The sequence below is a fragment of the Streptomyces sp. STAM6 genome (genome assembly GCF_054963715.1).
This window is the reverse complement of record NZ_JBUEFZ010000034.1, coordinates 29,197-50,535: the sequence shown is the minus strand read 5'-3', so window position 1 is coordinate 50,535 and position 21,339 is coordinate 29,197. Positions and strand designations below refer to the sequence as shown.

The 21,339-nt window shown below is 72.7% G+C and carries 25 protein-coding genes; 9 read left to right on the top strand and 16 right to left on the bottom strand.

Features of this window, described 5'->3' with window-relative positions:
• Positions 1–9: 9 nt before the first annotated feature.
• From ACY34K_RS28335 to ACY34K_RS28310, 6 genes are all read right to left on the bottom strand, one after another.
• On the bottom strand, positions 10–702 hold the full coding sequence (locus tag ACY34K_RS28335; protein WP_462752091.1) for a DedA family protein: 693 nt from the start codon (positions 700–702) through the stop codon (positions 10–12).
• 122 nt (positions 703–824) lie between these two features.
• Positions 825–1,583, bottom strand: coding sequence for a MerR family transcriptional regulator (locus ACY34K_RS28330; protein WP_462752089.1), 759 nt, complete (start codon positions 1,581–1,583; stop codon positions 825–827).
• 241 nt (positions 1,584–1,824) lie between these two features.
• On the bottom strand, positions 1,825–2,466 hold the full coding sequence (locus tag ACY34K_RS28325) for a PadR family transcriptional regulator (RefSeq protein ID WP_462752117.1): 642 nt from the start codon (positions 2,464–2,466) through the stop codon (positions 1,825–1,827).
• Between the two features lie 56 nt (positions 2,467–2,522).
• Positions 2,523–3,059 (bottom strand): DinB family protein, encoded by a 537-nt coding sequence (locus tag ACY34K_RS28320; protein ID WP_462752087.1) that lies wholly within the window; start codon positions 3,057–3,059, stop codon positions 2,523–2,525.
• 76 nt (positions 3,060–3,135) lie between these two features.
• The gene (locus ACY34K_RS28315; protein WP_462752085.1) at positions 3,136–4,593 is read right to left on the bottom strand and encodes an aldehyde dehydrogenase family protein; all 1,458 of its coding nucleotides are present in this window, start codon (positions 4,591–4,593) and stop codon (positions 3,136–3,138) included.
• Between the two features lie 64 nt (positions 4,594–4,657).
• Complete coding sequence (locus ACY34K_RS28310) at positions 4,658–5,539, bottom strand: helix-turn-helix domain-containing protein (RefSeq protein WP_462752083.1); 882 nt, start codon at positions 5,537–5,539, stop codon at positions 4,658–4,660.
• 310 nt (positions 5,540–5,849) lie between these two features.
• Between ACY34K_RS28310 and ACY34K_RS28305 the strand changes: the two genes are divergently transcribed.
• Positions 5,850–6,350 carry an ATP-binding protein gene (locus ACY34K_RS28305; RefSeq protein WP_462752081.1) on the top strand — a complete coding sequence of 167 codons (501 nt, stop codon included), beginning with the start codon at positions 5,850–5,852 and terminating at the stop codon, positions 6,348–6,350.
• Positions 6,351–6,562: 212 nt separating this feature from the next.
• Here ACY34K_RS28305 and ACY34K_RS28300 read toward each other — a convergent pair whose 3' ends face one another.
• From ACY34K_RS28300 to rpmG, 5 genes are all read right to left on the bottom strand, one after another.
• The gene (locus ACY34K_RS28300) at positions 6,563–6,802 is read right to left on the bottom strand and encodes a DUF397 domain-containing protein (protein WP_462752079.1); all 240 of its coding nucleotides are present in this window, start codon (positions 6,800–6,802) and stop codon (positions 6,563–6,565) included.
• 214 nt (positions 6,803–7,016) lie between these two features.
• Positions 7,017–7,262, bottom strand: a complete 246-nt coding sequence (gene rpsR / locus ACY34K_RS28295) for a 30S ribosomal protein S18 (protein WP_462752077.1) — start codon at positions 7,260–7,262, stop codon at positions 7,017–7,019.
• A 4-nt stretch (positions 7,263–7,266) separates the two neighbouring features.
• Entirely contained in the window at positions 7,267–8,391 is a 1,125-nt protein-coding gene (locus tag ACY34K_RS28290; protein WP_462752075.1) for a CobW family GTP-binding protein, read from the bottom strand.
• Positions 8,391–8,645 carry a type B 50S ribosomal protein L31 gene (locus ACY34K_RS28285; RefSeq protein WP_462752073.1) on the bottom strand — a complete coding sequence of 85 codons (255 nt, stop codon included), beginning with the start codon at positions 8,643–8,645 and terminating at the stop codon, positions 8,391–8,393. Before ACY34K_RS28285 ends, ACY34K_RS28290 begins: the two co-directional genes overlap by 1 nt.
• A gap of 7 nt (positions 8,646–8,652) precedes the next feature.
• Positions 8,653–8,817, bottom strand: coding sequence for a 50S ribosomal protein L33 (rpmG, locus tag ACY34K_RS28280; RefSeq protein ID WP_462752071.1), 165 nt, complete (start codon positions 8,815–8,817; stop codon positions 8,653–8,655).
• Positions 8,818–8,880: 63 nt separating this feature from the next.
• Between rpmG and rpmB the strand changes: the two genes are divergently transcribed.
• The 3 genes from rpmB to ACY34K_RS28265 all read left to right on the top strand — a co-directional run bounded on the left by rpmB (position 8,881) and on the right by ACY34K_RS28265 (position 10,032).
• Complete coding sequence (gene rpmB, locus ACY34K_RS28275) at positions 8,881–9,117, top strand: 50S ribosomal protein L28 (RefSeq protein ID WP_462752069.1); 237 nt, start codon at positions 8,881–8,883, stop codon at positions 9,115–9,117.
• Entirely contained in the window at positions 9,117–9,422 is a 306-nt protein-coding gene (gene rpsN / locus ACY34K_RS28270) for a 30S ribosomal protein S14 (protein ID WP_462752067.1), read from the top strand. Before rpmB ends, rpsN begins: the two co-directional genes overlap by 1 nt.
• A 61-nt stretch (positions 9,423–9,483) precedes the next feature.
• Positions 9,484–10,032: a hypothetical protein gene (locus ACY34K_RS28265; RefSeq protein ID WP_462752065.1), complete on the top strand. Its 549-nt coding sequence runs from the start codon at positions 9,484–9,486 to the stop codon at positions 10,030–10,032.
• A gap of 33 nt (positions 10,033–10,065) precedes the next feature.
• Here ACY34K_RS28265 and ACY34K_RS28260 read toward each other — a convergent pair whose 3' ends face one another.
• The 4 genes from ACY34K_RS28260 to ACY34K_RS28245 all read right to left on the bottom strand — a co-directional run bounded on the left by ACY34K_RS28260 (position 10,066) and on the right by ACY34K_RS28245 (position 12,657).
• On the bottom strand, positions 10,066–10,260 hold the full coding sequence (locus ACY34K_RS28260; RefSeq protein WP_462752063.1) for a DUF397 domain-containing protein: 195 nt from the start codon (positions 10,258–10,260) through the stop codon (positions 10,066–10,068).
• Positions 10,257–11,078 carry a helix-turn-helix domain-containing protein gene (locus ACY34K_RS28255; protein WP_462752061.1) on the bottom strand — a complete coding sequence of 274 codons (822 nt, stop codon included), beginning with the start codon at positions 11,076–11,078 and terminating at the stop codon, positions 10,257–10,259. Before ACY34K_RS28255 ends, ACY34K_RS28260 begins: the two co-directional genes overlap by 4 nt.
• A 68-nt stretch (positions 11,079–11,146) precedes the next feature.
• Positions 11,147–12,265, bottom strand: coding sequence for a DUF2786 domain-containing protein (locus tag ACY34K_RS28250; protein WP_462752060.1), 1,119 nt, complete (start codon positions 12,263–12,265; stop codon positions 11,147–11,149).
• Positions 12,262–12,657, bottom strand: coding sequence for a winged helix-turn-helix transcriptional regulator (locus tag ACY34K_RS28245; protein ID WP_462752058.1), 396 nt, complete (start codon positions 12,655–12,657; stop codon positions 12,262–12,264). The genes ACY34K_RS28250 and ACY34K_RS28245 overlap by 4 nt, the downstream gene beginning before the upstream one ends.
• A gap of 71 nt (positions 12,658–12,728) precedes the next feature.
• Here ACY34K_RS28245 and ACY34K_RS28240 point away from each other — a divergent pair, with 71 nt between their 5' ends.
• The 4 genes from ACY34K_RS28240 to ACY34K_RS28225 all read left to right on the top strand — a co-directional run bounded on the left by ACY34K_RS28240 (position 12,729) and on the right by ACY34K_RS28225 (position 18,568).
• Complete coding sequence (locus ACY34K_RS28240; protein ID WP_462752056.1) at positions 12,729–13,544, top strand: NAD(P)H-binding protein; 816 nt, start codon at positions 12,729–12,731, stop codon at positions 13,542–13,544.
• Between the two features lie 78 nt (positions 13,545–13,622).
• Positions 13,623–15,785: an FG-GAP repeat domain-containing protein gene (locus tag ACY34K_RS28235; RefSeq protein ID WP_462752054.1), complete on the top strand. Its 2,163-nt coding sequence runs from the start codon at positions 13,623–13,625 to the stop codon at positions 15,783–15,785.
• 96 nt (positions 15,786–15,881) lie between these two features.
• On the top strand, positions 15,882–16,607 hold the full coding sequence (locus ACY34K_RS28230; protein WP_462752052.1) for an ABC transporter ATP-binding protein: 726 nt from the start codon (positions 15,882–15,884) through the stop codon (positions 16,605–16,607).
• On the top strand, positions 16,601–18,568 hold the full coding sequence (locus ACY34K_RS28225; protein ID WP_462752050.1) for an FtsX-like permease family protein: 1,968 nt from the start codon (positions 16,601–16,603) through the stop codon (positions 18,566–18,568). The genes ACY34K_RS28230 and ACY34K_RS28225 overlap by 7 nt, the downstream gene beginning before the upstream one ends.
• 418 nt (positions 18,569–18,986) lie before the next feature.
• On the opposite strand, the gene ACY34K_RS28220 is transcribed toward ACY34K_RS28225, so the two are convergent.
• Positions 18,987–19,901 (bottom strand): NADP-dependent oxidoreductase, encoded by a 915-nt coding sequence (locus tag ACY34K_RS28220; RefSeq protein ID WP_462752048.1) that lies wholly within the window; start codon positions 19,899–19,901, stop codon positions 18,987–18,989.
• 139 nt (positions 19,902–20,040) lie between these two features.
• Here ACY34K_RS28220 and ACY34K_RS28215 point away from each other — a divergent pair, with 139 nt between their 5' ends.
• Complete coding sequence (locus ACY34K_RS28215) at positions 20,041–21,300, top strand: LuxR C-terminal-related transcriptional regulator (protein WP_462752046.1); 1,260 nt, start codon at positions 20,041–20,043, stop codon at positions 21,298–21,300.
• Positions 21,301–21,339 lie beyond the last annotated feature (39 nt).

Here is a 21,339-nt window from a genome sequence, read left to right as displayed (position 1 = left end):
CGCCGGGCGTCAGCGCTTGGCGTGCCGGCCGCGCGGGGCCGGGGGAACGGAGTCAGGACCGGCCTCGGACCCGGCGGCCTTCTTGCTCTGCGAGCGGGCCCGGAGGTACTCGATCACGATCGGGACCACCGAGATCAGCACGATCAGGACGAGGATCTTCTCGATGTGCTGGTGCACGAAGTCGATCTTGCCGAGCGACGCGCCGAGCAGCGTCACGCCGGCGCCCCACAGGACACCGCCGATGATGTTGAAGGTGATGAACGAGCGGTAGTTCATCCGGCTCACACCGGCGATGATCGGCGTGAAGGTGCGCACGATCGGAACGAAGCGGGCCAGGATCAGCGACTTCGGGCCGTGCTTCTCGAAGAACTCATGGGCCTTCTCGACGTTCTCCTGCTTGAAGAGGCGGGAGTCCGGGCGCTTGAACAGGGCCGGGCCGACCTTGCGGCCGAAAAGGTATCCGACCTGGTCACCGATGACCGCGGCCAGCACGATCAGGCCGCACACCGCCCACAGCGGGGTGTCGAGCTTGCCGGTGGTGACCAGCAGGCCGGTGGTGAAGAGGAGGGAGTCACCGGGCAGGAAGAACCCGATGAGCAGACCGGACTCGGCGAAGACAATGACCAGGACGCCAATGAGGCCGAAGGTCTGGATCAGATAGTCCGGGTCCAGCCAGCTCGGTCCGAGCGCAAGCGTATTCACGGGTTCCGGGGCTCCTGGGTCGATGGGCGGGACGGCTGCCCAAAGCTATCAACGCTTCTCCCCGGTTCCCGGTTCCACGGTGCCCCCCGGGGGTCCGGGGGGCACCGCGGGGTGCCGCGGGATCACGCGTGACGTGCGGCGTTGGCGTGGATCGCGTCCCGCAGGTGCTCGGCCAGGCCGGGCCGGATGCCCTCGAAGTGCCGCGTGAAGCGCTCGTCCGCCACATACATGTCCGCCAGACAGCCGTGGATCTCGTACGTGCAGTCGTAGAACCAGCCGACGATGTGCTGCCGGTGCTCCTCGGCCAGGTCCATGGCCCGCTCACCGGTGGCCGGCTCGCCCTCGGCCATCAGGGCCCCGTACCGGGCGCCCCAGTCCGCCGCCTCGTCCTGCATGCGCTGCCAGTCCGCCTTGGTGTAGCGGGCGGCGCGGCGCTGGGACTCCCGGTAGGCCTCGGTGCCGCCCCATCGCTGCTCGGCCTCCTCCGCGTACTGCTCGGGGTCGTTGTCCCCGAAGACCTCGAACCTCTCCTCGGGGGTCAGGTTGATCCCCATCTTCCTCGCCTCCATCGCGTGTTCGACGGCCTGGGCCATCTTCTGGAGCTCGGCGATCCGCGCGGTCAGCAGCTCGTGCCGGCGCCGCAGGTGCTCCCGCGGGTCCGCGTCCGGGTCGTCGAGCAGGGCCGCGACCTCGTCGAGCGCGAAGCCGAGCTGCCGGTAGAACAGGATCTGCTGCAGCCGGTCGAGGTCGGCGTCGTCGTAACGCCGGTGGCCCGCGTGGTTGCGGCCGCTCGGGGAGAGCAGCCCGATCTCGTCGTAGTGGTGCAGCGTGCGCACCGTGATCCGGGCGAAACCGGCGACCTGTCCCACGGAGTAGCCCATCGCTCCCCGCTCCCTTCTGGTCGGTACGCGTCTCAGCCTGAGCCCTCACGCGACGTGAGGTGCAAGCCCGATTCTCCGGGCGCCCCGAGCGGCCGGGCAGGCGCGCCGGGCGGCCGTGCGCCGCGCCGGGGCCGGGGACCTTCGCGGGCGCCGGAGAACGGTCTTCCGCCGGGCGCCGGGGAACGGGACCTCCGCGGGCGCCCGGGCGCCCGCGCGCGGGGATTTCAGCGGCCGGCGCCGCTCAGTGCGCGTCCCCCGGATGGGCCGTCCCCGTCGCGTACGGGTTCTCCTGCCCCTCCGCGAGCACCCCGCGGAACGGCTCGCCCTCGCCCGCGAAGGTGTACGCCCCGCCTTCGATCCGTTCGATCAGACCGCGCGTCCACGCGGCTCCGGCGTCGGCGGAGTGCAGCCACATGTTCATGATCTCGCCGATGTGCCCGAGCTGCTCGGGCCCGTCGGCCGGGGTGTAGTACTCGACGACGCCGGCCCGCCACCGCTCCAGGCCCTCGATCCGCCGCTTCAGGAGTTGGACGGCCTCCGCGCGGGGCAGGTCGACGATGAAGCCGATCGCCGCCGAGAGGCTGTCCGTCTTCTGGTCGTACTCCGTCAGCGCCTCGCGCAGCAGCGCGAAGAACTCCTCGGTGCCCTTGCCGGTGATCTCGTACTCGGTGCGGGGCGGGCCCCCGGCCGGGCTGGGCGCCGTCTCGTAGGCGTGCAGCAGTCCCTGCTTCGCCATCTGCTTGAGCGCGTGGTAGATCGAGCCGGGTTTGGCGTTGGACCACTCGTGCGCGCCCCAGTACTCCAGGTCGTTGCGGACCTGGTAGCCGTGCGCGCGCCCGTGCTGGCGCACGGCCCCGAGGACCAGCAACCGGATCGCCGACATCAGCACCCCTCCCGCACACCTGGTCAATTTTGACCAGGGTACCGGGGGCCGGGCGCCTAGCCGCGTTCCGCAGCGATCAGCTCGAACGAGGTCTTTCCGTCCAGTGACTCCCGGATGATGTCGGCGTGCCCCGCGTGCCGGGCCATCTCCTGGACCAGGTGCATCGCCATCCATCGCATGGACACGCGGCCGTCCTTGGGGAACCAGGGCGCCTCGGGCAGCGGGAAGGTGTCGTCGAGGCCGGGCACCGAGCGGAGGAACTCCTCGGTCTCCTTGGCCACGCCTTCCCAGAAGGCCAGCACGCCCTCGATCGACTCGTCCTCGGTCAGCCGGAAGGCCTCCGCCCAGGTCTCCCGGCTCCGCTGCCGCTCGTTCGGCCTCTGCTGCGCGAGCCTCAGCCAGTTCAGCTCGACCTCGGCGACGTGCTTGAGCAGGCCGGACAGCGACAGCTCGCTGGCGCTGGGCCGCGAGGAGGCCTGCTCCGGGGTCAGCCCGAGTACGGCCCGGCGGAGCGCCTCGCGCTGGGCCTCGATGAACGAGAGCAGCGCTCCGCGCTCGTCGCCGTGCTTCTCCGCCGGAACGAGAGTGACCATGATCCGTCCGCCTTTCGCGGTTCCTGTGCCCTGCCGACATCCACCACGCTACGGACCATTGCGGTCAGCGGCTGTCCTAAAAGGGGAACTGGCTGCGGCCGTGCTGGATCGAGATCCACTTGTGCGTGGTGAAGGCGTCCACGGTCGACTCGCCGTTCAGCCGCCCGAGACCCGAGTGCTTCTCACCGCCGAAGGGCACGATCGGCTCGTCGTGGACCGTGCCGTCGTTGATGTGGATCATGCCGGTGTGGATGCGCTGGGCGATCCGCACACCGCGCTCGACGTCGCCCGTGTGGACGGCACCGCTCAGGCCGTACGGGGTGTCGTTGGCGATCCGCACCGCCTCGTCCTCGCCGTCGAAGGGCACGAGGAGGGCGACCGGACCGAAGATCTCCTGGGTGAGGACCGGCGAGTCGGCCGGCAGACCGGAGAGGACGGTCGGCGCCACGACATTGCCCTGGGTCTCGCCGCGCACGAGGGCCGTCGCACCCGCGGCGACGGTCTGCTCCACCAGGGTCGTGACCGCCTCCGCCTGGGAGGAGTTGATGAGGGGGCCGATGTGGGTGGCCGGGTCGGCCGGGTCGCCCGTTTTGAGGGAGGCCACCTTGGCCACGAACTTCTCCGTGAACTCCTGCTCGATCGAGCGGTCCACGAGCACCCGGTTCGCGGCCATGCAGACCTGCCCCTGGTGCACGAAGCGGCTGAAGACCGCCGCGTCGACCGCGTAGTCGATGTCGGCGTCGTCCAGCACGATGAGCGCGCTGTTGCCACCGAGCTCCAGGACGGCCTTCTTGAAGTTGGCCGCGCACACGGTCGCCACGTGCCTGCCGACCCGGTCGGAGCCGGTGAAGGAGATGACCTTGGGCACCGGGTGCTCGATCAGCGCGTCGCCTATCTCCGCTATGTCGGTGATCACGACGTTCAGCAGACCGGGCGGCAGACCGGCCTCCTCGAAGACCTTGGCGACCAGGCTGCCGCCGAGGATCGGCGTGTTCTGGTGCGGCTTGAGCACCACGGCGTTGCCGAGGGCCAGAGCGGGGGCCACCGACTTGATCGACAGCAGGAAGGGGAAGTTGAAGGGGCTGATGACGCCGACGACGCCGACCGGGACCCGGTAGAGACGGTTCTCCTTGCCGTCCACCGGCGACGGGAGGATCCGTCCCTCGGGACGCAGCGCCAGGTGGAGCGCCTCGCGGAGGAACTCCTTCGCGAGGTGCAGCTCGAAGCCGGCCTTGGTCCGCGTACCGCCGAGTTCGGCGATGATCGCCTCGGCGATCTCCTCCTCGCGGTCCTCGATGATCCGCAGGGCGCGCTCGAAAACAGCGCGGCGCGTGTACGGATTGGTCTCCGCCCACGCGCGCTGGGCCCGCTCGGCCGCCCGGTACGCCTCATCGATCTGGTCGACCGTGGCGATGGTGATGGAGGCGAGCTTCTCCTCGTTGTACGGGTTGAAGTCGATGATGTCCCACGAGCCGCCGCCGGCCCGCCACTCACCGTCTATGTACTGCAGGGCCAGGTCTGTGAAGTAGGACATGCCATCCCTTCCGGAGGCGCAGTCGCACGCACCGCTCATGACGAGACGTCATCGTACTTACGTTTCATGTGAGTTGGAGGAGTCCTCGGAGGAGATCGCGGCTCTCCTCGGCCCCGGGGCTGTCCTGATGCAGCCGATCCATGACCCGCTCGTACTGCGCGACCTCCTCGCGCTTGTCCAGGTACAGCGCGCTGGTCAGCTGCTCCAGGTAGACGATGTCGGAGAGGTCGGACTCCGGGAAGCGGAGCATGGTGAAGGCACCGCTCTCGCCCGCGTGGCCGCCGAAGCTGAAGGGCATCACCTGGAGCGTGACGTTGGGCCGCTCGGAGACCTCGATCAAATGCTTGAGCTGATCGCGCATCACCTCGCGGTCGCCATAGGGGCGGCGCAGGGCCGCTTCGTCGAGAACGGCGTGAAAGTGCGGTGCCCGCTCGGAGACGAGCACCTTCTGGCGCTCCAGGCGCAGGGCCACGCGGCGGTCGATCTCGGCGCGGGAGGCGCCGGGCATGCCGCGCCGGACGACGGCGTGGGCGTAGGCCTCGGTCTGCAGCAGACCGTGCACGAACTGCACTTCGTAGATGCGGATCAGGGAGGCGGCGCCCTCCAGGCCGATGTACGTCTGAAACCACCCGGGCAGCACGTCGCCGTAGCTGTGCCACCAGCCGGCGACGTTGGCCTCTCGGGCGAGGCCGAGGAGTGACTCGCGCTCGGTCTCGTCGGTCACGCCGTAGAGCGTGAGCAGGTCCTCGACATCCCTCGCCTTGAAGCTCACCCTGCCCAACTCCATACGGCTGATCTTGGATTCGGACGCCCGGATCGAGTAGCCGGCGGCCTCACGCGTGATGCCGCGCGACTCGCGCAGCCGCCGCAGCTGTGAACCCAGCAGGATGCGCCGCACCACGGAACCGCTTGATTCGGTTGCGGTCACGTCTCCAACCCTCCCCATCGCTGATGTGTACGACGAGGCACCCCCGAACCCCGAGGTGCCGGATTCTGCCACCAAAACGCTTCAGCCCGTACTCATTCGATTACGGAAAGAGGAAGGCTTGACCCCGAGTGGCGTGCCTTCGCCCCTCGACCCGGAAAGTCTTGGGCGGAAGATATGCCCAGCAATCGGCACGGGGCCGGACAGGCCGGGCACGTGCACGTGCATCTGCCCTTGCATCAGGTGGTCGCATTCGGAACGATGGTCCCCGCGCACCTGCGTACTCGTTCGTGTTGTAGCACCACAGCCGCGAATCCCGGGAGTGCCTCGCATGGGGACGAATGGATCGACCGTGCTCGAGCCGTTAAGGCAGGGGCTGCCGCCGATCGATGCCGCTTCCGTCTCCACGTCCGCCTCCTGCGCGCTGCCCGCCCGCTACGAAGCGGTGCGCGGTGCCCGGCAGTTCACCAGCGCGACCCTCGCCCAGTGGGAGCTGACCGACCGGTTCGACGACGTCGCACTCGTCGTCTCCGAACTCGTCACCAACGCCCTCCGGCACGCGCTGCCCGCCGACACCCCCCGGGACAACCCGCAGGACCCGCCCGTCCGGCTGCATCTGATGCGCTGGGCGAGCCGGCTGGTGTGCGCCGTGCGCGACCCCAGCCCGGACAACCCTTCGGCCCGGGAGGCCGAGGAGGACTTCTCGGCGGAGTCGGGCCGGGGACTGTTCCTGGTGGAGTCCTTCAGCGACAGCTGGGGCTGGCACCCCCTGGCGGGAACACTGCACGGCAAGGTGGTCTGGGCGCTGTTCCGCCTGACGGACGCGCCCTAGCCAGGGCGTGTTTCGACAGTGGCGTCGTCCGCCCGGAGGGCGGGGACGCCCCCGGCCGGACGGGACCTTCGAAACCCGCCCCAGCCGTACGCGGCACGACGAGGACGGAACGACCGAGGCTCCGCACCGCGCGGAGCCTCTTCCATGTGCGGGAGCGGACCAGGGCGTTCCTTTCGGATCGGGCCGGCCCCGGCCCGATCCGGAAGAGCGCCCTAGCCGCCCACCAGATGGTCGAATTCCCCGTCTTTCACACCCAGCAGCAGCGCCTCTATCTCCGCCGGCGTGTAGACCAGCGCGGGCCCGTCGGGGTGCCGCGAATTGCGCACGGCGACATCACCGCCGGGCAGCTTGGCGAACTCCACGCACGAGCCCTGAGAGTTGCTGTGCCTGCTCTTCTGCCAGACGACCCCGTGAAGCTCTGTGGCCGCCATGCCGTTGTACACGTCGTGCACAGGACGCTCCCCGAGATGCATGGTGCATGTGTCAACTATGCCGGATCATAGCTGTGTTCATATGCAGCTGCATGAGCAGATGCACGTGCACGTGGGGTGTTCCCGTGATTACAGCCCCCGTCGACGCATCGTGTCTACGGGTAGAGACGTACGGGACGCCGTTCAGGATCCCGGGAAATGGGAGCGCTTTCCCGGACTCGGCCGGCGAAGCCGTTCAGCGCGCCGCGGAGGAGTACGGCAGCAGGGCCATTTCCCGGGCGTTCTTGATCGCCCGGGCGAGCTGCCGCTGCTGCTGGGCGGAGACCCGCGTCACCCGGCGGCTGCGGATCTTCCCGCGGTCGGAGATGAACTTCCGCAGCAGGTCGGTGTCCTTGTAGTCGATGTACGTGATGCCGTCGCGATCCAGCGGATTCGGGCGGGACTTGGCGGGCTTGCGGTCAGGGGACCGGCGGGGGGACATGGGTTCAGACCTCCAGGAGGGCGTCGAACGCGGGCGGGAGCCTCTTCCAGGCCTCGCGGCCCGCGGCGTACTCCGCGTCGGTGAGCAGGCAGGAGTCGAGGAGCTCGGCGAGCCCCTCGCGGTCCAGCCCGGGTGAGGTGAAGACCAGGTGCTGGCAGCGGTCGCCGTGCTCCGGCTCCCAGTCCAGTGCGGCGGCCGCCCGGCGGACCGGCGGGACCATCTCCCATGCGGCGTCGGGCAGCGAGGCGAGCCACGGTCCGGCGTTCTCCACGCACAGCGCGCCGCCCGCTGCGTCCCAGGCCAGCAGCGTGTCGGGGCGGTCGGCGAGCCAGAATCGGCCGCGGCTGCGGGCGGCGGCGCAGCACAGGTCCTCCAGCGCCGCGTACAGCCGCTCGGGATGGAAGGGACGGCGGCGGTGCCAGACGTACGTACCGACGCCGTGCGCGTCGGCCTCGTGCGGCAGCAGCGCACAGGCCGGGTGCTGGGCGGCCGCGGCCGCCTCCACGTCGAAGCCGGCGAGCGCGGCCCGCGCCAGTCCGTCCCCGTCCAGGGTCACCTGGCGGGCCGTCGGGTGGAGCTGGGCGAGCAGCGCCCGGTCCTCGTCGTCGGCCTCGGGGCTCTCGGCGACGGCGAGCACCGGCGCGTACTCCAGCTGGCGCGCCCAGGTGTCGGCGACGGTCCGCCGGTCGGTGGCGGCGGCCGCGAGGCCCGCGTCCCTCAGGTCGTCGCCGTTGCCCAGGTAGGGCAGCAGCAGCGCCGGGTCGACGGCGGTGATGACCGAGGTGACGGTCAGGCCCGCCGCGGCGACGACCTCGGCCATGGCCTTGGGTTCGACCGAGTCCCACAGCTCGACGATCGCGAGCCGGGTCATTCCGGCGTCCGCCAGCCGCTCCAGCTCGGGCACGAGGTCCTCGCGCAGGGCACAGCACGCGCAGTCGTTGACCAGCGGCGCCTCGCCGGTGGACAGGACGCCGCCGGCGTCCCGCACGGTGCGGACGACCTTGCCGTCCGCGGCGGTCGCCAGGTCGTGGTGGAGCGCCACGCTGCCCGGAACGGTGGTGAGCAGCCGCGCGACGGCGGCGGCGCGGGCCTCCGAGTGGAGCCCGCCCACAAGGGCGACGGACAGCATCAGCGGGCCTCGCGCGTGCCGTAGCGCCGCTCGAACCGCTCCACGCGGCCGGCCGTGTCCAGCACACGGGCCTGGCCCGTGTAGAAGGGGTGGCTCGCGGAGGAGATCTCGACGTCGATGACGGGGTAGGTGTTGCCGTCCTCCCACTCCACCGTCTTGTCGCTGGTGGCGGTGGACCGGGTGAGGAAGGCGAAGCCGCCTGCCTTGTCACGGAAGACGACGGGCTCGTAGGTGGGGTGCGTGCCGGACTTCATCGGGCGCTCAGCGCTCCTCTCGGAAATCGACGTGGCGGCCGACGACCGGGTCGTACTTGCGCAGCGTCATGCGGTCGGGGTCGTTACGACGGTTCTTGCGGGTGACGTAGGTGTAGCCGGTCCCTGCCGTGGACCGGAGCCTGATGATCGGGCGGAGTTCGTCGCGGGCCATGGGGTTAGAGTAAATGGAAATGGTTTCCATTACCAAGACAGCGATCAGAGAGGTAGGTCACCCTTGTCCGCCCACTGCCAGCTGACCGGCACCCAGCCCGGCTTCGGCAACCGCATCTCCCACTCCCACCGGCGCACGTCGCGGCGCTTCGACCCCAACATCCAGCGCAAGCGCTACTGGCTGCCGAGCGAGGGCCGGTACGTCCGGCTCACCCTCAGCACCAAGGCGATCAAGACCGTCGACAGCATCGGCATCGAGGCCGCCGTGGCCAGGATCCGCGCCCGCGGGGTGAAGGTCTGATGGCGAAGAAGAGCAAGATCGCCCGCAATGAGCGGCGCAAGGCCGTCGTCGAGCGGTACGCCGCCCGGCGCGCCGAGCTGAAGGAACTCATCCGCAGGCCGACCACCCCGGAGGCGGAACGGCTCGCCGCCCAGGCGGAGTTGCGCCGCCAGCCGCGGGACGCCAGCGCCACCCGGGTGCGCAACCGCGACAGCGTGGACGGCCGCCCCCGCGGCCATCTGCGGAGGTTCGGCCTGTCACGGGTGAACCTCCGGCAGCAGGCCCACGCCGGATTCCTGCCCGGAGTGACCAAGTCGTCCTGGTGATACCCCGCACTACCGCCTGGTAGCTTGTCGCGCGTCTCGACACCGACGAGGGGACTGGAACGTGCACCAGCGCGTACGGGCCGGGGTCATCGTGGGCGCCGGCCTCGCCGCCGCCCTGGCGTTGACCGGGTGCAGCGGCGACAAGAGCGACGGCGGACCGGGCAAGGACAAGGGGACGGGCGCGGCCGGCGGCGGCAGCGCCGCCCCGTCCCCCGCGGTCTCCCCCACCGCCTCCGCGGCCGGCCCCACGGCCGCGCTCGACGGGTCCTGGGCGGGGCTGACCGGCGGCAAGCCCGTCAGCCTCACCGTCAAGAACGGCCGCGCCCTGGTGATCGCCGAGGCCCGGGTCTGCCAGGGCACGGCGACGGAGGCCGGAGCCGTGACGCTGACCTGCGGCGACGGCGACACCGCCCGCACGAAGGGCTCCGTCGTGTCCAACGACGGCACGACGCTCGTCGTCTCGTGGAGCGGGGGCCTCAAGGACACCCTCACGAAGGCGGCCGCGTCCGACCTCCCGGCCGAGGTGCCGACGGGGCTGCCGACGGGTGCCCCGACGGACGCTCCCACGAGTGGGCCGGCCGGCGGGCCGACGAACGCGCAGACGCCCTGAGGCCTCGGGGCATCCTGAGGCCTCGCGGCGCCGCTACCTCAGTCCTGTTGTGAAGCGGCGCCAGGCGTCACGGGCGAGGGTGAGGACGGGGCCCAGGGGGTCCTTGGAGTCACGGACGAGGACCACGGCGGCTTCGGAGGCACGGCCCCCGGCGTACGCCACCTCGAGGCACTGCCCGCCCTCGCTGCCGCTGTAACTGGACTTGACCCACTTCGGTGCGGTGCTCATCGGTCCTCCAGCAGCCGGTCCAACAGCCCCCGGGTCTCCTCGATGCCGAGGGCCTGCGTCCGCAGCATCGCATACTTCCGGGCGAGGATGGACACCTCTTCCGCGTCGCTGATGAGGTGGCTGCCGCGCTGGGACTCGGTGTAGCCGAGAAGCTGGTGCTCGGGAGTCTCCAGCAGGGTGAAGGGCCCGTCGAGCCCCGCGTGGGCGGCGCGGCCGAAGGGCAGGATCTGGAGGGAGACGCCGGGGAGGTCGGCACACCGGCGCAGATGACGCACCTGCTCCGCGTACACCTCCTCTCCCCCGATGCGGTCCCGCAGCACCGCCTCCCACACCACGAAGCTGATCGTCGGAGGGACCTCCCGGCGCAGGATTTCCTGGCGCTCGACACGGGAGGCCACCTGGATCTCGATGTCGTCCCGGCCGAACGCCGGGACGCGGCTGTGGAAGACCCCACGCGCGTACTCCGGCGTCTGCAGCAGCCCCGGCACGACCAGCGCGTCGTACCAGGACAGCGCGACCGCCTCGCGCTCCAGGTCCATGTACTCCTCGGCCCAGGCCGGGACACGGTCGACCTCAGGCATGTGCTCCACGGCGACCGACAGGGCGCCTCTCGTGCCCAGGCGGTCGTCGAAGCGCTCGGCGAGATCCGCCCTCAGCGGGCGTCGGCCCTGCTCGATGGAGGCGATGGTCTCCTCGGAGAGGCTGAACTCGTCGGCCAGCCGGCGCTGGGTCAGTCCCTCCGCCTCGCGGAAAAGGGCCAGCTGCCGACCCACCATCCGGACCGCAGAGGCGTTCTTGCGGTGTCGTCTCGGGTGCATACCGGACCAACTGCCCGTCAGTGGGCGTACGTTACGCGTCACCGACCCGTACAGATCTTTTGTACGGGTCACCTCTCCAGCTCACCGCCCGGCCGGCCCGTCCGGGCGCGGTCGGCCGCTTCCGTGCCGTGGCGCCAGCCGGCCTCGTCCGTCGCGCCGCGCACCCGGGTCGTGGTCGTCCGGGGGAACATCCGGTCCGCTCGGGCGGTGACCGCGACGTCGCGGGCCGCCAGGACCGGCAGGAGCGTCGGTTCCTCCGCGGTGACCCGGCGGGTCGTGGACGCCAGCCGGTCGCCGATCCGCTGGGCGTACGCCAGCAGGAACGACTGGCGGAACGTCTTGGTGCGCCTGCGGCCGCCCGCCCGCTGCGCCGCCTCCGCCTTCGTCATCGCTCCCGTGCCCTGGACCAGCAGGGAGGTGTAGAGCAGCTCGACCACCTCCAGGTCCGCCTCGAAACCGACCACGGTCGAGAAGCCGAACGCCTCGTTCCACACCGCGCGGCAGCGGTTCGCGCCGGCGACCGCGTCCAGCAGGATGGCCTTGCTCGTCTCGTACGGCGCGTCGACGCCGATGCGTACGGCCGCCGGCTCGTCCGGGCGGTGCGTGCGCGCGGCCAGGGCCGCCTCGTCGAGGCTGTGCCGGGCCATCAGCTCCTGCGCCTTCGCCGAGAGCGCCTCGGCCTCCTCCGGGAATCCGGTCGCCTCCGCCTTGGCCAGCAGCGCCCTGATCCGGGCCAGCATGCGCGGCTCGCCGTGCACCGGGGCCGCGTGCGGGGGCGATCCCGGTGCCGGGCCCACCGGTTCGATCGCGGGGACGCGGGCGAGCAGCCGGTACAGCTCCAGCACGGCGCTGGCGTACGAGAAACGGTCGGCACGCCAGGGGTCGGTGGCGAGCTCCGCGAGCTGGTCCGCCCAGCGGGGCGGCAGCGCCGGGTAGGACCGGGTCTCGGCGGTGATCAGGCCGGCGGCCAGGCGCACATGGTGCTCGTCCAGTTCACGCCGGACCAGCCGGACGACGTCGGCCGGCTGCCAGCCCCGCTGCCAGGCGCGGCGCACCAGCTCCTCGCCGCGCCGGGCCAGTTCGGCGTCGGCCGCCGGGTCGGCGGCGAGCAGCGAGGCGCCGGTGTCCAGGGCGGTGTCGTCCTCGGCGTACAGGGCGGCCGCCAGGGCACGCTCGACGGTGCTCATGCCTTCGACTGTGCCTCGTCGAAGGCGCGGCGCGCCTCGGCGATCACCGCGCGGTGGTCCAGCGACCAGTCGACGAGCGCCTTGATCAGGTGGGTCAGGCTGTGGCCGGTGCCGGTCAGCTCGTACTCGACCTGCGGCGGGATCGTCGGGTGCACGGTCCTGGTGACGAGGCCGTCGCGCTCCAGCCGGCGCAGCGTGAGCGTCAGCATGCGCTGCGAGATACCGGGCACGAGCCGCTGCAGCTCCTTGAAGCGCCGTACGCCCGCGGCGAGTTCGACGACGACGTGCACCGTCCATTTGTCGCCGAGGCGGTCCTGCACGTCCCGGACGCCGCACTCCTCCGCGCAGCTGACCACCGGACCGGTGGTTACCTCCGTGTGCCCCACTGACATGAAAGTGCCTCCTTACGCGGCTGCCCGCACCCGACGACCATGGTCGCAGTCATCGAACGGAGGGACCTCCCATGCTGTTGATCACCGGTGTCTCGGGCGGCCTCGGCGAGCTGATCGCCGCGCGGGCGTCGGGCCGGCCCGACGTGCTGCTGGGCACCCGGGCCGCCGCGGCGGTACCGGGGGCACGCCGGGTCGACTTCGACGACCCCGCCTCGCTGCCGGACGCCTTCGCCGGGGTGGACACCCTGCTCCTGATCTCCGCGGGATACGGCGAGGACGACACCGTCGTCGCCCGTCACGAGGCCGCCCTCTCCGCCGCCGAGGAGGCCGAGGTGTCCCATGTGGTCTACACCAGCCTCTCCGGGGACGGCGACCATCTCCCCTACGCGCTGGCGCACCGCTGGACGGAGCGGCGGCTGAAGGAGTCGTCGCTGGGCTGGACGGTCCTGCGCAACGGCCTGTACGCCGAGTTGCTCGCGCACCTGGCGGCCCCGGACGCCGACGGCAGGATCCATGCCCCGCTGGGTGACGGCCGGCTGGCGGCGGTGGCCCGCGAGGACCTCGCCGAGGTGGCCTTCCGCGTCGCCGTGGACCCGGCCCCGCACGCCGGGAAGGTGTACGAACTGGTCGGTGAACGGCCGCTGGGGGGTGCGGAGCTGGCCGCCGCGGTCTCGGCGGCGTACGAGCCCGGCACGCTGGCCGGGGCCCGGACGGCCCTCGCCGCCTCGGCCGCCGAGCCCTTCCAGGTGCCGATGCTGACCGGGACGTACTCGGCGATCGCGCACGGCTTCATGTCGGGGGAGGACCTGCCGCGCGATCTGCGCGCGCTGCTCGGCCGGGAACCCCGCCCGGCCCTGGAGGTGTACGCGGCGGCGGTACGTGGCTGATCGGTGAAAACCCTGTGGCGGAACGGTGGTTGATCGCTGTTACCCTCGCGCACACATGTACGAGGGGGAGGACCCGAGTTGCGCAGGAGCAGCAGATTCACCACGGCCGCGCTGGTACCGGCCCTGGCGCTGGGGGGCGTCGGACTGGGCACGACCGCGGTGACCGTCCTCGCGACGGCACCGGCCGCGGCCGCCGCGGAGACCGGCCCGTGGAGCGCGCCGAGCGCGCTGACCCCGGCAGGCGAGCACGTGGGCGTCGCCGATGTACGGACCGCCTCGGACGGGCGAGCGGTCGCCCTGTGGTACCGGTACCCCGACACGGGGGCCAGGCCCGAGGTGTGGGCCGCCGTGCGGCCCGCCGGGAGCACGGTGTGGGGCACCGCCCACCGGCTGTCGGCGGCCGCCGAGCACACCGCCCAGGTCGCGGCCTCGCGCGACGGCTCCCTGACCGCGAGCTGGGTGGAGGTCGCCGGCTCCGGCGCCTCGGTCCTGCGCGCCGTGGTGCTCTCGCCGGGCGCCTCGCAGTGGGGCCCGCCCCTGGACATCGCCTCCACGCCCGGGCTGATCCTCGACGCCGACGTGTCCGTGAGTGCGAACGGTCGTGCGGTGGCGGCGTGGCACCAGAAGGCCGGCCGGCAGTCGGAGGTCTACGTCGCCGAGCGGACCGCGGTCGACGTCGCGTGGTCCGATCCCCGGCGGGTCGCCCTCACGGAGGCCGAGACCTTCGCGGTGGGCACCCAGGCCGCGGTCGCCCCCGGCGGCGCGATCGCCGTGGCCTGGCAGGAGAACCGCGCCGGGGGCACCACGGCCAGGAGCACCGTCAGGAACACCGGTTCGGACCAGTGGAGCGCGCCGGCCTCGATCGGCGACCCGGCCGCCTGGTCCGGACGGCCACGGCTCGCGGTCGGCCACGACGGCATGTTCGTGGTGATCTGGGAGCAGGCACCCGACGTGTCGTCCGACCACACCCTGCTCGCCGCGCGGCGCAAGGCGGACGAGGCACAGCCGGGCTGGTTCCTGGCCGAGGCGGTCGCCACCAACGCGCACCACTTCCAGCCGCTCGACCCGCTCGTCGGGCCGAACGGTGACGCCACCCTCGTCTGGCTGGACTACCGGGAGGCCGACGGGCTCGGGGTGCGCACCTCCACCCGCTCGGCGGCCACCGACACCTGGTCCCCGGTCAGGACGCTGTCGACCGGATACGTTCCCGAGCAGTTCGACGCGGCCGTCGGCGACGACGGCACCGTGCGCGCCGGCTGGGCGCAGGACGGCGCCGACGGCAAGCGCGTCTTCGTCACCTCCTCACGCGTGAACGGGGCGTGGGGCAGCCCCAAGACGCTGAGCAAGGCGCCGTCCGCCTACGCCGAGGGCGGTGTGAGCGTCGGTCCGGACGGCAACGCCACCGCCGTATGGGCGCAGGAGACGCAGCTGTGGAGCGCGGGCACCGGCCTGATCGCGCCGCCGGTGCCCGAGCCGGTGCGCCGCGACCACGTCGGGGCCGACGGCTACACCGACCTGTTCAGCCGCACGGCTACCGGTGAACTCGTCGTCCACCGGGGCGATGCGGCGCACAGCGTGTCCACGAAGGTCAGCGGCGGCGCCTGGCCGTCCGCCTCCGTCGTGGTGCCCTTCGGCGACCTCGACCGGGACGGCTGCAACGACGTCCTGGAACGCAACGCCGCGGGCGACCTGCTCCGGTACACCCCGGAGTGCGGCACCGTGGTCACCACGAAGACACCGTCCCTGCGGATCGGGGCAGGGTGGTCCAACTTCAACGCGTTCGTATCCTCCGGCGACATGACCGGCGACGGACGGCCCGATCTGGTGGCCCGTCAGACGTCCACCGGGGACCTCTACCTCTACACGGGCAACGCCACGGGCGGCGTCACGCTCGCCAAGAGGATCGCCACGGGCTGGAAGACCATCACCCCGATCGGGGCCGGCGACCTGAACGGCGACGGCCACGGCGACCTCCTCGGCAAGGACTCCTCCGGCAATCTGTGGCGCCACTACGGCAACGGCGCGGGCGACCTGGGCGCCCCGTTCAAGATCGGCGCGGGCTGGACCGGCCACAACGCCACCGTCGGCATCGGCGACCTCACCAAGGACGGCGTCGACGACCTGGTCTCCCGCACCACCGCCGGTGACCTCTGGCGGTACGAGGGCAACGGCAACGGCGGCTACAAGGCCGGCCCGGTGAAGATCGGCACCGGCTGGGGCACGTACGGCAGCCTGTCCTGACGACGGATCGACACACCCCGGGGTAGGGCCTGCCCCACCCCGGGGACGCCCCCCAGTGGTCGTGATCGGCGGCGCCCGAAACGGTTGGCTCGACCCATGACCACAACCGCCGTACGCCTCACCGCGCTCCGCCGCTCCTACCGCGACGTCCACGCCCTCGACGGGGTCGACCTGGCCTTCGCCGCGGGCTCCTTCACCGCCGTCATGGGCCCCTCCGGTTCCGGCAAGTCCACGTTGCTGCAGTGCGCCGCCGGGCTCGACCGGCCCACGTCCGGACGTGTCGAGATCGACGGCACCGACCTGGGCGGGCTGGGCGAGCGACGGCTGACGCTGCTGCGGCGCGACCGGATCGGATTCGTCTTCCAGGCGTTCAACCTGCTGCCGTCACTGACGGCCGCGCAGAACGTCGCCCTCCCGCTGCGACTGGCGGGCCGGCGCCCCTCGCGCGCCGAGGTGCGGACGGCGCTCGCCCGCGTGGGCCTGGCCGACCGGGCACGGCACCGGCCGGGCGAGATGTCCGGCGGCCAGCAGCAGCGGGTGGCGATCGCCCGGGCGCTGATCACCCGGCCCGCGGTGCTCTTCGGGGACGAGCCGACCGGCGCGCTGGACACCTCCACCAGCCGCGACGTGCTGGTCATGCTGCGGGACCTGGTGGACCGCGAGGGCCAGACGATCATCATGGTCACGCACGACCCGGTGGCCGCCTCGTACGCGGACCGGGTGGTCTTCCTGGTGGACGGGCGGGTGTCCGGAGAGCTCGCCGCCCCCACCGCCGAGCGGGTCGCGGGCCGTATGGCCGGTCTGGAGCGTGCGGCGTGCTGACCCTCGCACTCGGCGGGCTGCGCGGCCGCTGGCCCTCGTTCATCGGCAGCTTCGTCGCGCTCGCCCTCGGGGTGGGGCTGCTCACCACCATGGGGCTGGGTCTCGCGTCCACGCTCGATGCGCCCGTCGCCGCCCCGGGGCCCGGGACCGCGGCCGATACGCTCACCGTGGACGTGCGGCGCGGACCGGCCACCGAGCAGGTGTCCTTCCCGCTGTTCCATCCACAGCCTGTGGACGGAGAATCGTCACAGGCGTCCGAAAGGGCCGAAAGGGAGCGTGCCGAACAGGACGCCGACGCACTCGTCACCGTGAACGCCCTGCTCGGCACGGCCGGCGGGGTCACCACCTTCGTCTCGGTCTTCGTCGTCGCCTCGACGTTCGCCTTCGCGGTGGCGCTGCGCCGCCGGGAGTTCGGCCTGCTGCGCACGGCCGGCGCCACGCCGGGACAGGTGCGGCGGGCGCTGCTCATGGAGGCCACCGGGGTGGGGATCGCCGCCTCGGCGGCCGGGTGCCTCCTCGGCGCCCGGGGCGCTCCCCGGCTCGCGCGCGTGCTGGTGGACGGCGGGATCGCCCCCGAGTGGTTCACGATCCGCGACGCCGTCTGGCCCTTCCACGTCGCGTTCTGGACCGGGCTCGCGGTCGCCGTCGCCGGTGCGTGGGCGGCGGCCCGCCGGGCCGGACGCACCGCACCGGCTCAGGCGCTGCGGGAGGCCGACGTCGACCGCGGGGTCCTGCCGCTCGGCCGGCTGCTGCTGGGAGCGGCCCTGCTGCTCACGGGCGCGGGCCTGCTCGCCTGGGCGCTGCTGAGCGACCCGTCGGACCTGCTGAAGCGCAAGACGTACACCACCCGGCCGATGATCCTGATCACCGGAGTGGCGCTGCTTTCACCGCTGCTGGTCAGGCCGGTGGCGCGCGCCCTGCCCCTGCCCGGCGCGACCGGGATGCTGGTGCGCGAGAACACGGCGGCCGCCCTGCGCCGTACGGCCTCCGTCGCCGCCCCCGTCCTGGTCACCGTCGCGCTCGCCGGCTCGCTGCTCGGTTCGGCGGGGACGATCAACGCCACCAAGGCCGCCGAGGCCCGCGAACAGACCACCGCCCAGCTCGTCGTGGTGGGCGAGGGCCTCACCCCGGTCCGGGTGCCCGGCGCGACCCTCTCCGCGACCGCGTCGACCGGGGTCTACGTACGGGACGGCGAGTCCGCCGTCGTGCCCTACGAGGCGCGGGCGGTCGCCGACCCCGGGGCCTTCGCCGACCTGGCCCGGCTGCCGGTGGTGGCGGGGGACGTACGGGACCTCGACGACGACTCGATCATCGTGAACGAGGAGTGGGAGGAACGGACCGTCGGCGAACGCGTCGACGTCTGGCTGGGCGACGGCCGGCCGAGGTCACTGCGGATCGCCGCCGTCCTCGCGCTCGGGACGGGCGACAACGGTCCGTACGTCACGGCCGCCAACGCCCGTGCGGCCAGGACCGACCGGATCGACGTACGGCTCTCCGGCGGCACCTCCGTCGAGTCGGCCGCGGCCACCCTGCGGGCCACCGGCGGCACGGTCCTGACGGTGGACGAGTGGGCGGCGCCGCGCACCGGCCCGCAAACCCGGCTCGGCCTGTTCGTGGTGGTCGGCATCGCCCTCGTGTACACCGCCATCGGCCTGGCCAACACGCTGGTCATGGCGACCTCCGTGCGCGGCACCGAGCTGCGCGCCCTCCGGCTGGCCGGCGCCACCCGGGGCCGCGTGGCGGCCGTGGTGGCGGGCGAGGCACTGCTCGCGGTGGCGATCGGCGCGGTGCTGGGGGCCGCGGTCGCGGCGATCGACCTCGGCGGCCTGGCCGCGGCCCTGGCGTCGCTGTCCGCGCCGGCCACGGTCGCCGTCCCATGGACGGCGCTGGGCGCGGCGACCGGGGGCTGCGCACTGGTCGCGGTGACCTCCGCACTGCTGGGCCTCCCCCGCACCCGCTGAGCCCAGGATCCGGCCGCCGTCGGGCCCGGCCCGCCCTGGCTCGGGCGCCGCCCCGACTCGGCCCCGCCCGGGTCCGGCCCCGGGGCCGGCCCGGGTCGGCCGCCGTCTCGACTCGGCCCGGGCCGTCGATCCGGCCGGGCCTGCGCCCGGGATTGGCTCCCCGCGCCCGTCTTCGGCCACCGCCCGAACCGGAACCGATTCGGCCGTCGCCCCGGGCCCGGACCCGGCGCCCGCATGCGGACCCCGCCCCGCGCAGGCCCACGTCCCGGGCCCGCCGCCCCCCACTCGGCTCCGCCCCGGCCCCGGGCCCGGCCTGCATGCGAACCCTTTGCGGCCCGGCCGGGCCCCGGCCCCGGGCCCGGCCCGATCCCGGTCGTGACCGGTCGTGGACCCGGTCCACCGGGGCCCGGGGCGGCTCTCAGACCGTGAGCACCAGCTTGCCGCGGGTGTGCCCGGCCTCGCTCAGTTCCTGGGCCTTCGCCGCGTCGGCCAGGGCGAACGTCTCGACGACCGGGATGTTCAGCCGGCCTTCGACGGCGAGCCGGGCCTGCTCGGCAAGACCCGCGCGGACCTGGTCCGAGGGGGTGCCGCCGCTGGAGAACGGCACCCCGTACTCGGCGGCGTCCGTCGCGGCGATGGTGACGATCCGGTCGGCCCGGCCGCCACGCAGCTCGATCGAGACGGGCAGCGTGTCGTGGCCGGCTGCGTCGAAGACCGCGTCCACGCCGTGCGGCGCGGCCGCCCGTACCCGGTCGGCGAGACCGTCGCCGTACGCCACGGGGATCGCGCCCAGCTCACGCAGGAAGTCGTGGTTGGCCGGCGACGCCGTGCCGATCACGGTCGCGCCGAGCGCGACCGCCAGCTGGACGGCCACCTGGCCGACCGCGCCCGCCGCGCCGTGGAGCAGCAGCGTCTCGCCCGCCTTCAGTCCGAGCAGGCCGAGCACCCGCTGGGCGGTCTCCCCCGCCACCGGCAGGGTCGCGGCCCGCTCGAAGGACAGTCCGGCCGGCTTGCGGGCGATGTCACCGGCGATGGCGTATTCCGCGTACGCGCCGGTCCTGGTCAAGCCGAACACCTCGTCGCCCACGGCGAATTCGGTGACGCCTTCGCCGAGCGCGTCGACGACGCCGGCGAACTCCAGACCCGGCACGGCCGGGAACGTCGTCGGGTAGAACTCCTCGACCCAGCCGTTACGGCGCTTGTGGTCCAGCGGGTTGACGCCGACCGTCACGACCCGCACCCGGACCTCGCCCGGGCCGGGGACGGGCTTGTCCGTCTCGCCGAGGGCCAGGACCTCGGGACCGCCGAACTCGGTGTAGATGATCGCCTGCATGTCGTACTCCCCCTGGGATCCGTTGTGTTGACGGCTCCAGCCTCCGTCGGGGAGCCGGCGGGACCGGCCGGTCCTTGGGACAGTCCGACCTGTCCGAAAGGACAGTGGGTGGGCAGGGGTGACTGATTAGGCTTGCGGCATGGAGCTGACCGGAGCCGTACCCGCCCTGACCGCCGCGTACGAAGTGATCCGCCGGCCGCTGGGCCAGATCCTGCCCCGGCTGTCCGAGATCCTCGCGGGTCCGCTTCCGCACCGGGCGGCCGCCGAACTGTCCACGCACTGCGCGCACTCGCCGTTCAAGACGTACGGCGCTCCCGGGATCGCGGACCGGCTCACCACGGCCGACCTCGCCCCACTGCTCGCCTCCGGTGTGCCGGGGCGCCCCTGGCAGGGCACGCTCGTCCTCGCCGGGGCGGAGCGGCCGGTGCTCGCCGTGACGAGCGACGCGACACCGAAGGGCGCGGTCCTGCTGCTGGTGCGGGCCGACGACGACGCCCCGGTCGACGAGTCGGCGGTGGCGCTCGTCCAGGCCCTGTGGGACGTGGTGACCAGCCATTTCGACCGGCTCGCCGCCGAGGCCGTGCCGGGCGCGCTGGCCCGCTCGCGGGCCGCGGCCGGGACGCGTGCCCGGGTCATCGCCGAGTTCGGCGAGGCCCACGCGGCAGCGCTGACGGAGCTGCTCGGCGTGTTGCGGAGCCGGCACCTCGACGACACGGCGGCCCGCGCGACCGCCACCGACCTGGCCGTGTCCGCCCTGGTGGAGCTGCGGGCCCAGGCGGAGCGGGACCAGGAGATCGCCGAGGAGCCGGCGGACCAGGCCTTCGTCCGGCTCGCCGAGTCGCTGCGGCCGCTGGTGCGCCACAGCCCGGTCGAACTGGAGCTGGGGCCTCCTGATTCCACCCGCCCGGTGGCCGCCGATGTGGCGCACACGGCCCGCGCGGTGGTTCGGGCGGTGCTGATGAAGGTGCTGGAGCAGGAGCGGGTGGGCCGCGTCCGTGTCGGCTGGCAGTTCACGGAGGACGACCTGCGGGTGACGGTGCGGGACGACGGGCCCGGCGCGCTGTCCCTGTGCGACCTGGGCCCCGGCCGGATCGCCGAGCGGCTGGACGTGCTCGACGGGCGCCTCGACGTCGACGCGGTGCCCGGCTGGGGGACGACCGTCACCGCCGTGATCCCGTTGCGTGCGGCCAAGGAGCCGGCACCGCACCCGCTGACCGGGCTCGGGGAGCGTGAGCTGGAGGTGCTGACCCGGCTGGCGCTCGGACACCGCAACCGGATGATCGCGCAGGAGCTGCACATCAGCGAGTCGACGGTGAAGTTCCACGTCGCGAACATCCTGACCAAGCTGGGGGTCGGTTCGCGGGGCGAGGCGGCGGCGCTGTTCCACGCCGCGGCCTGAGCACCACCGGCGTGCGCTTCAGGTGCCTGTCAGTGCCGG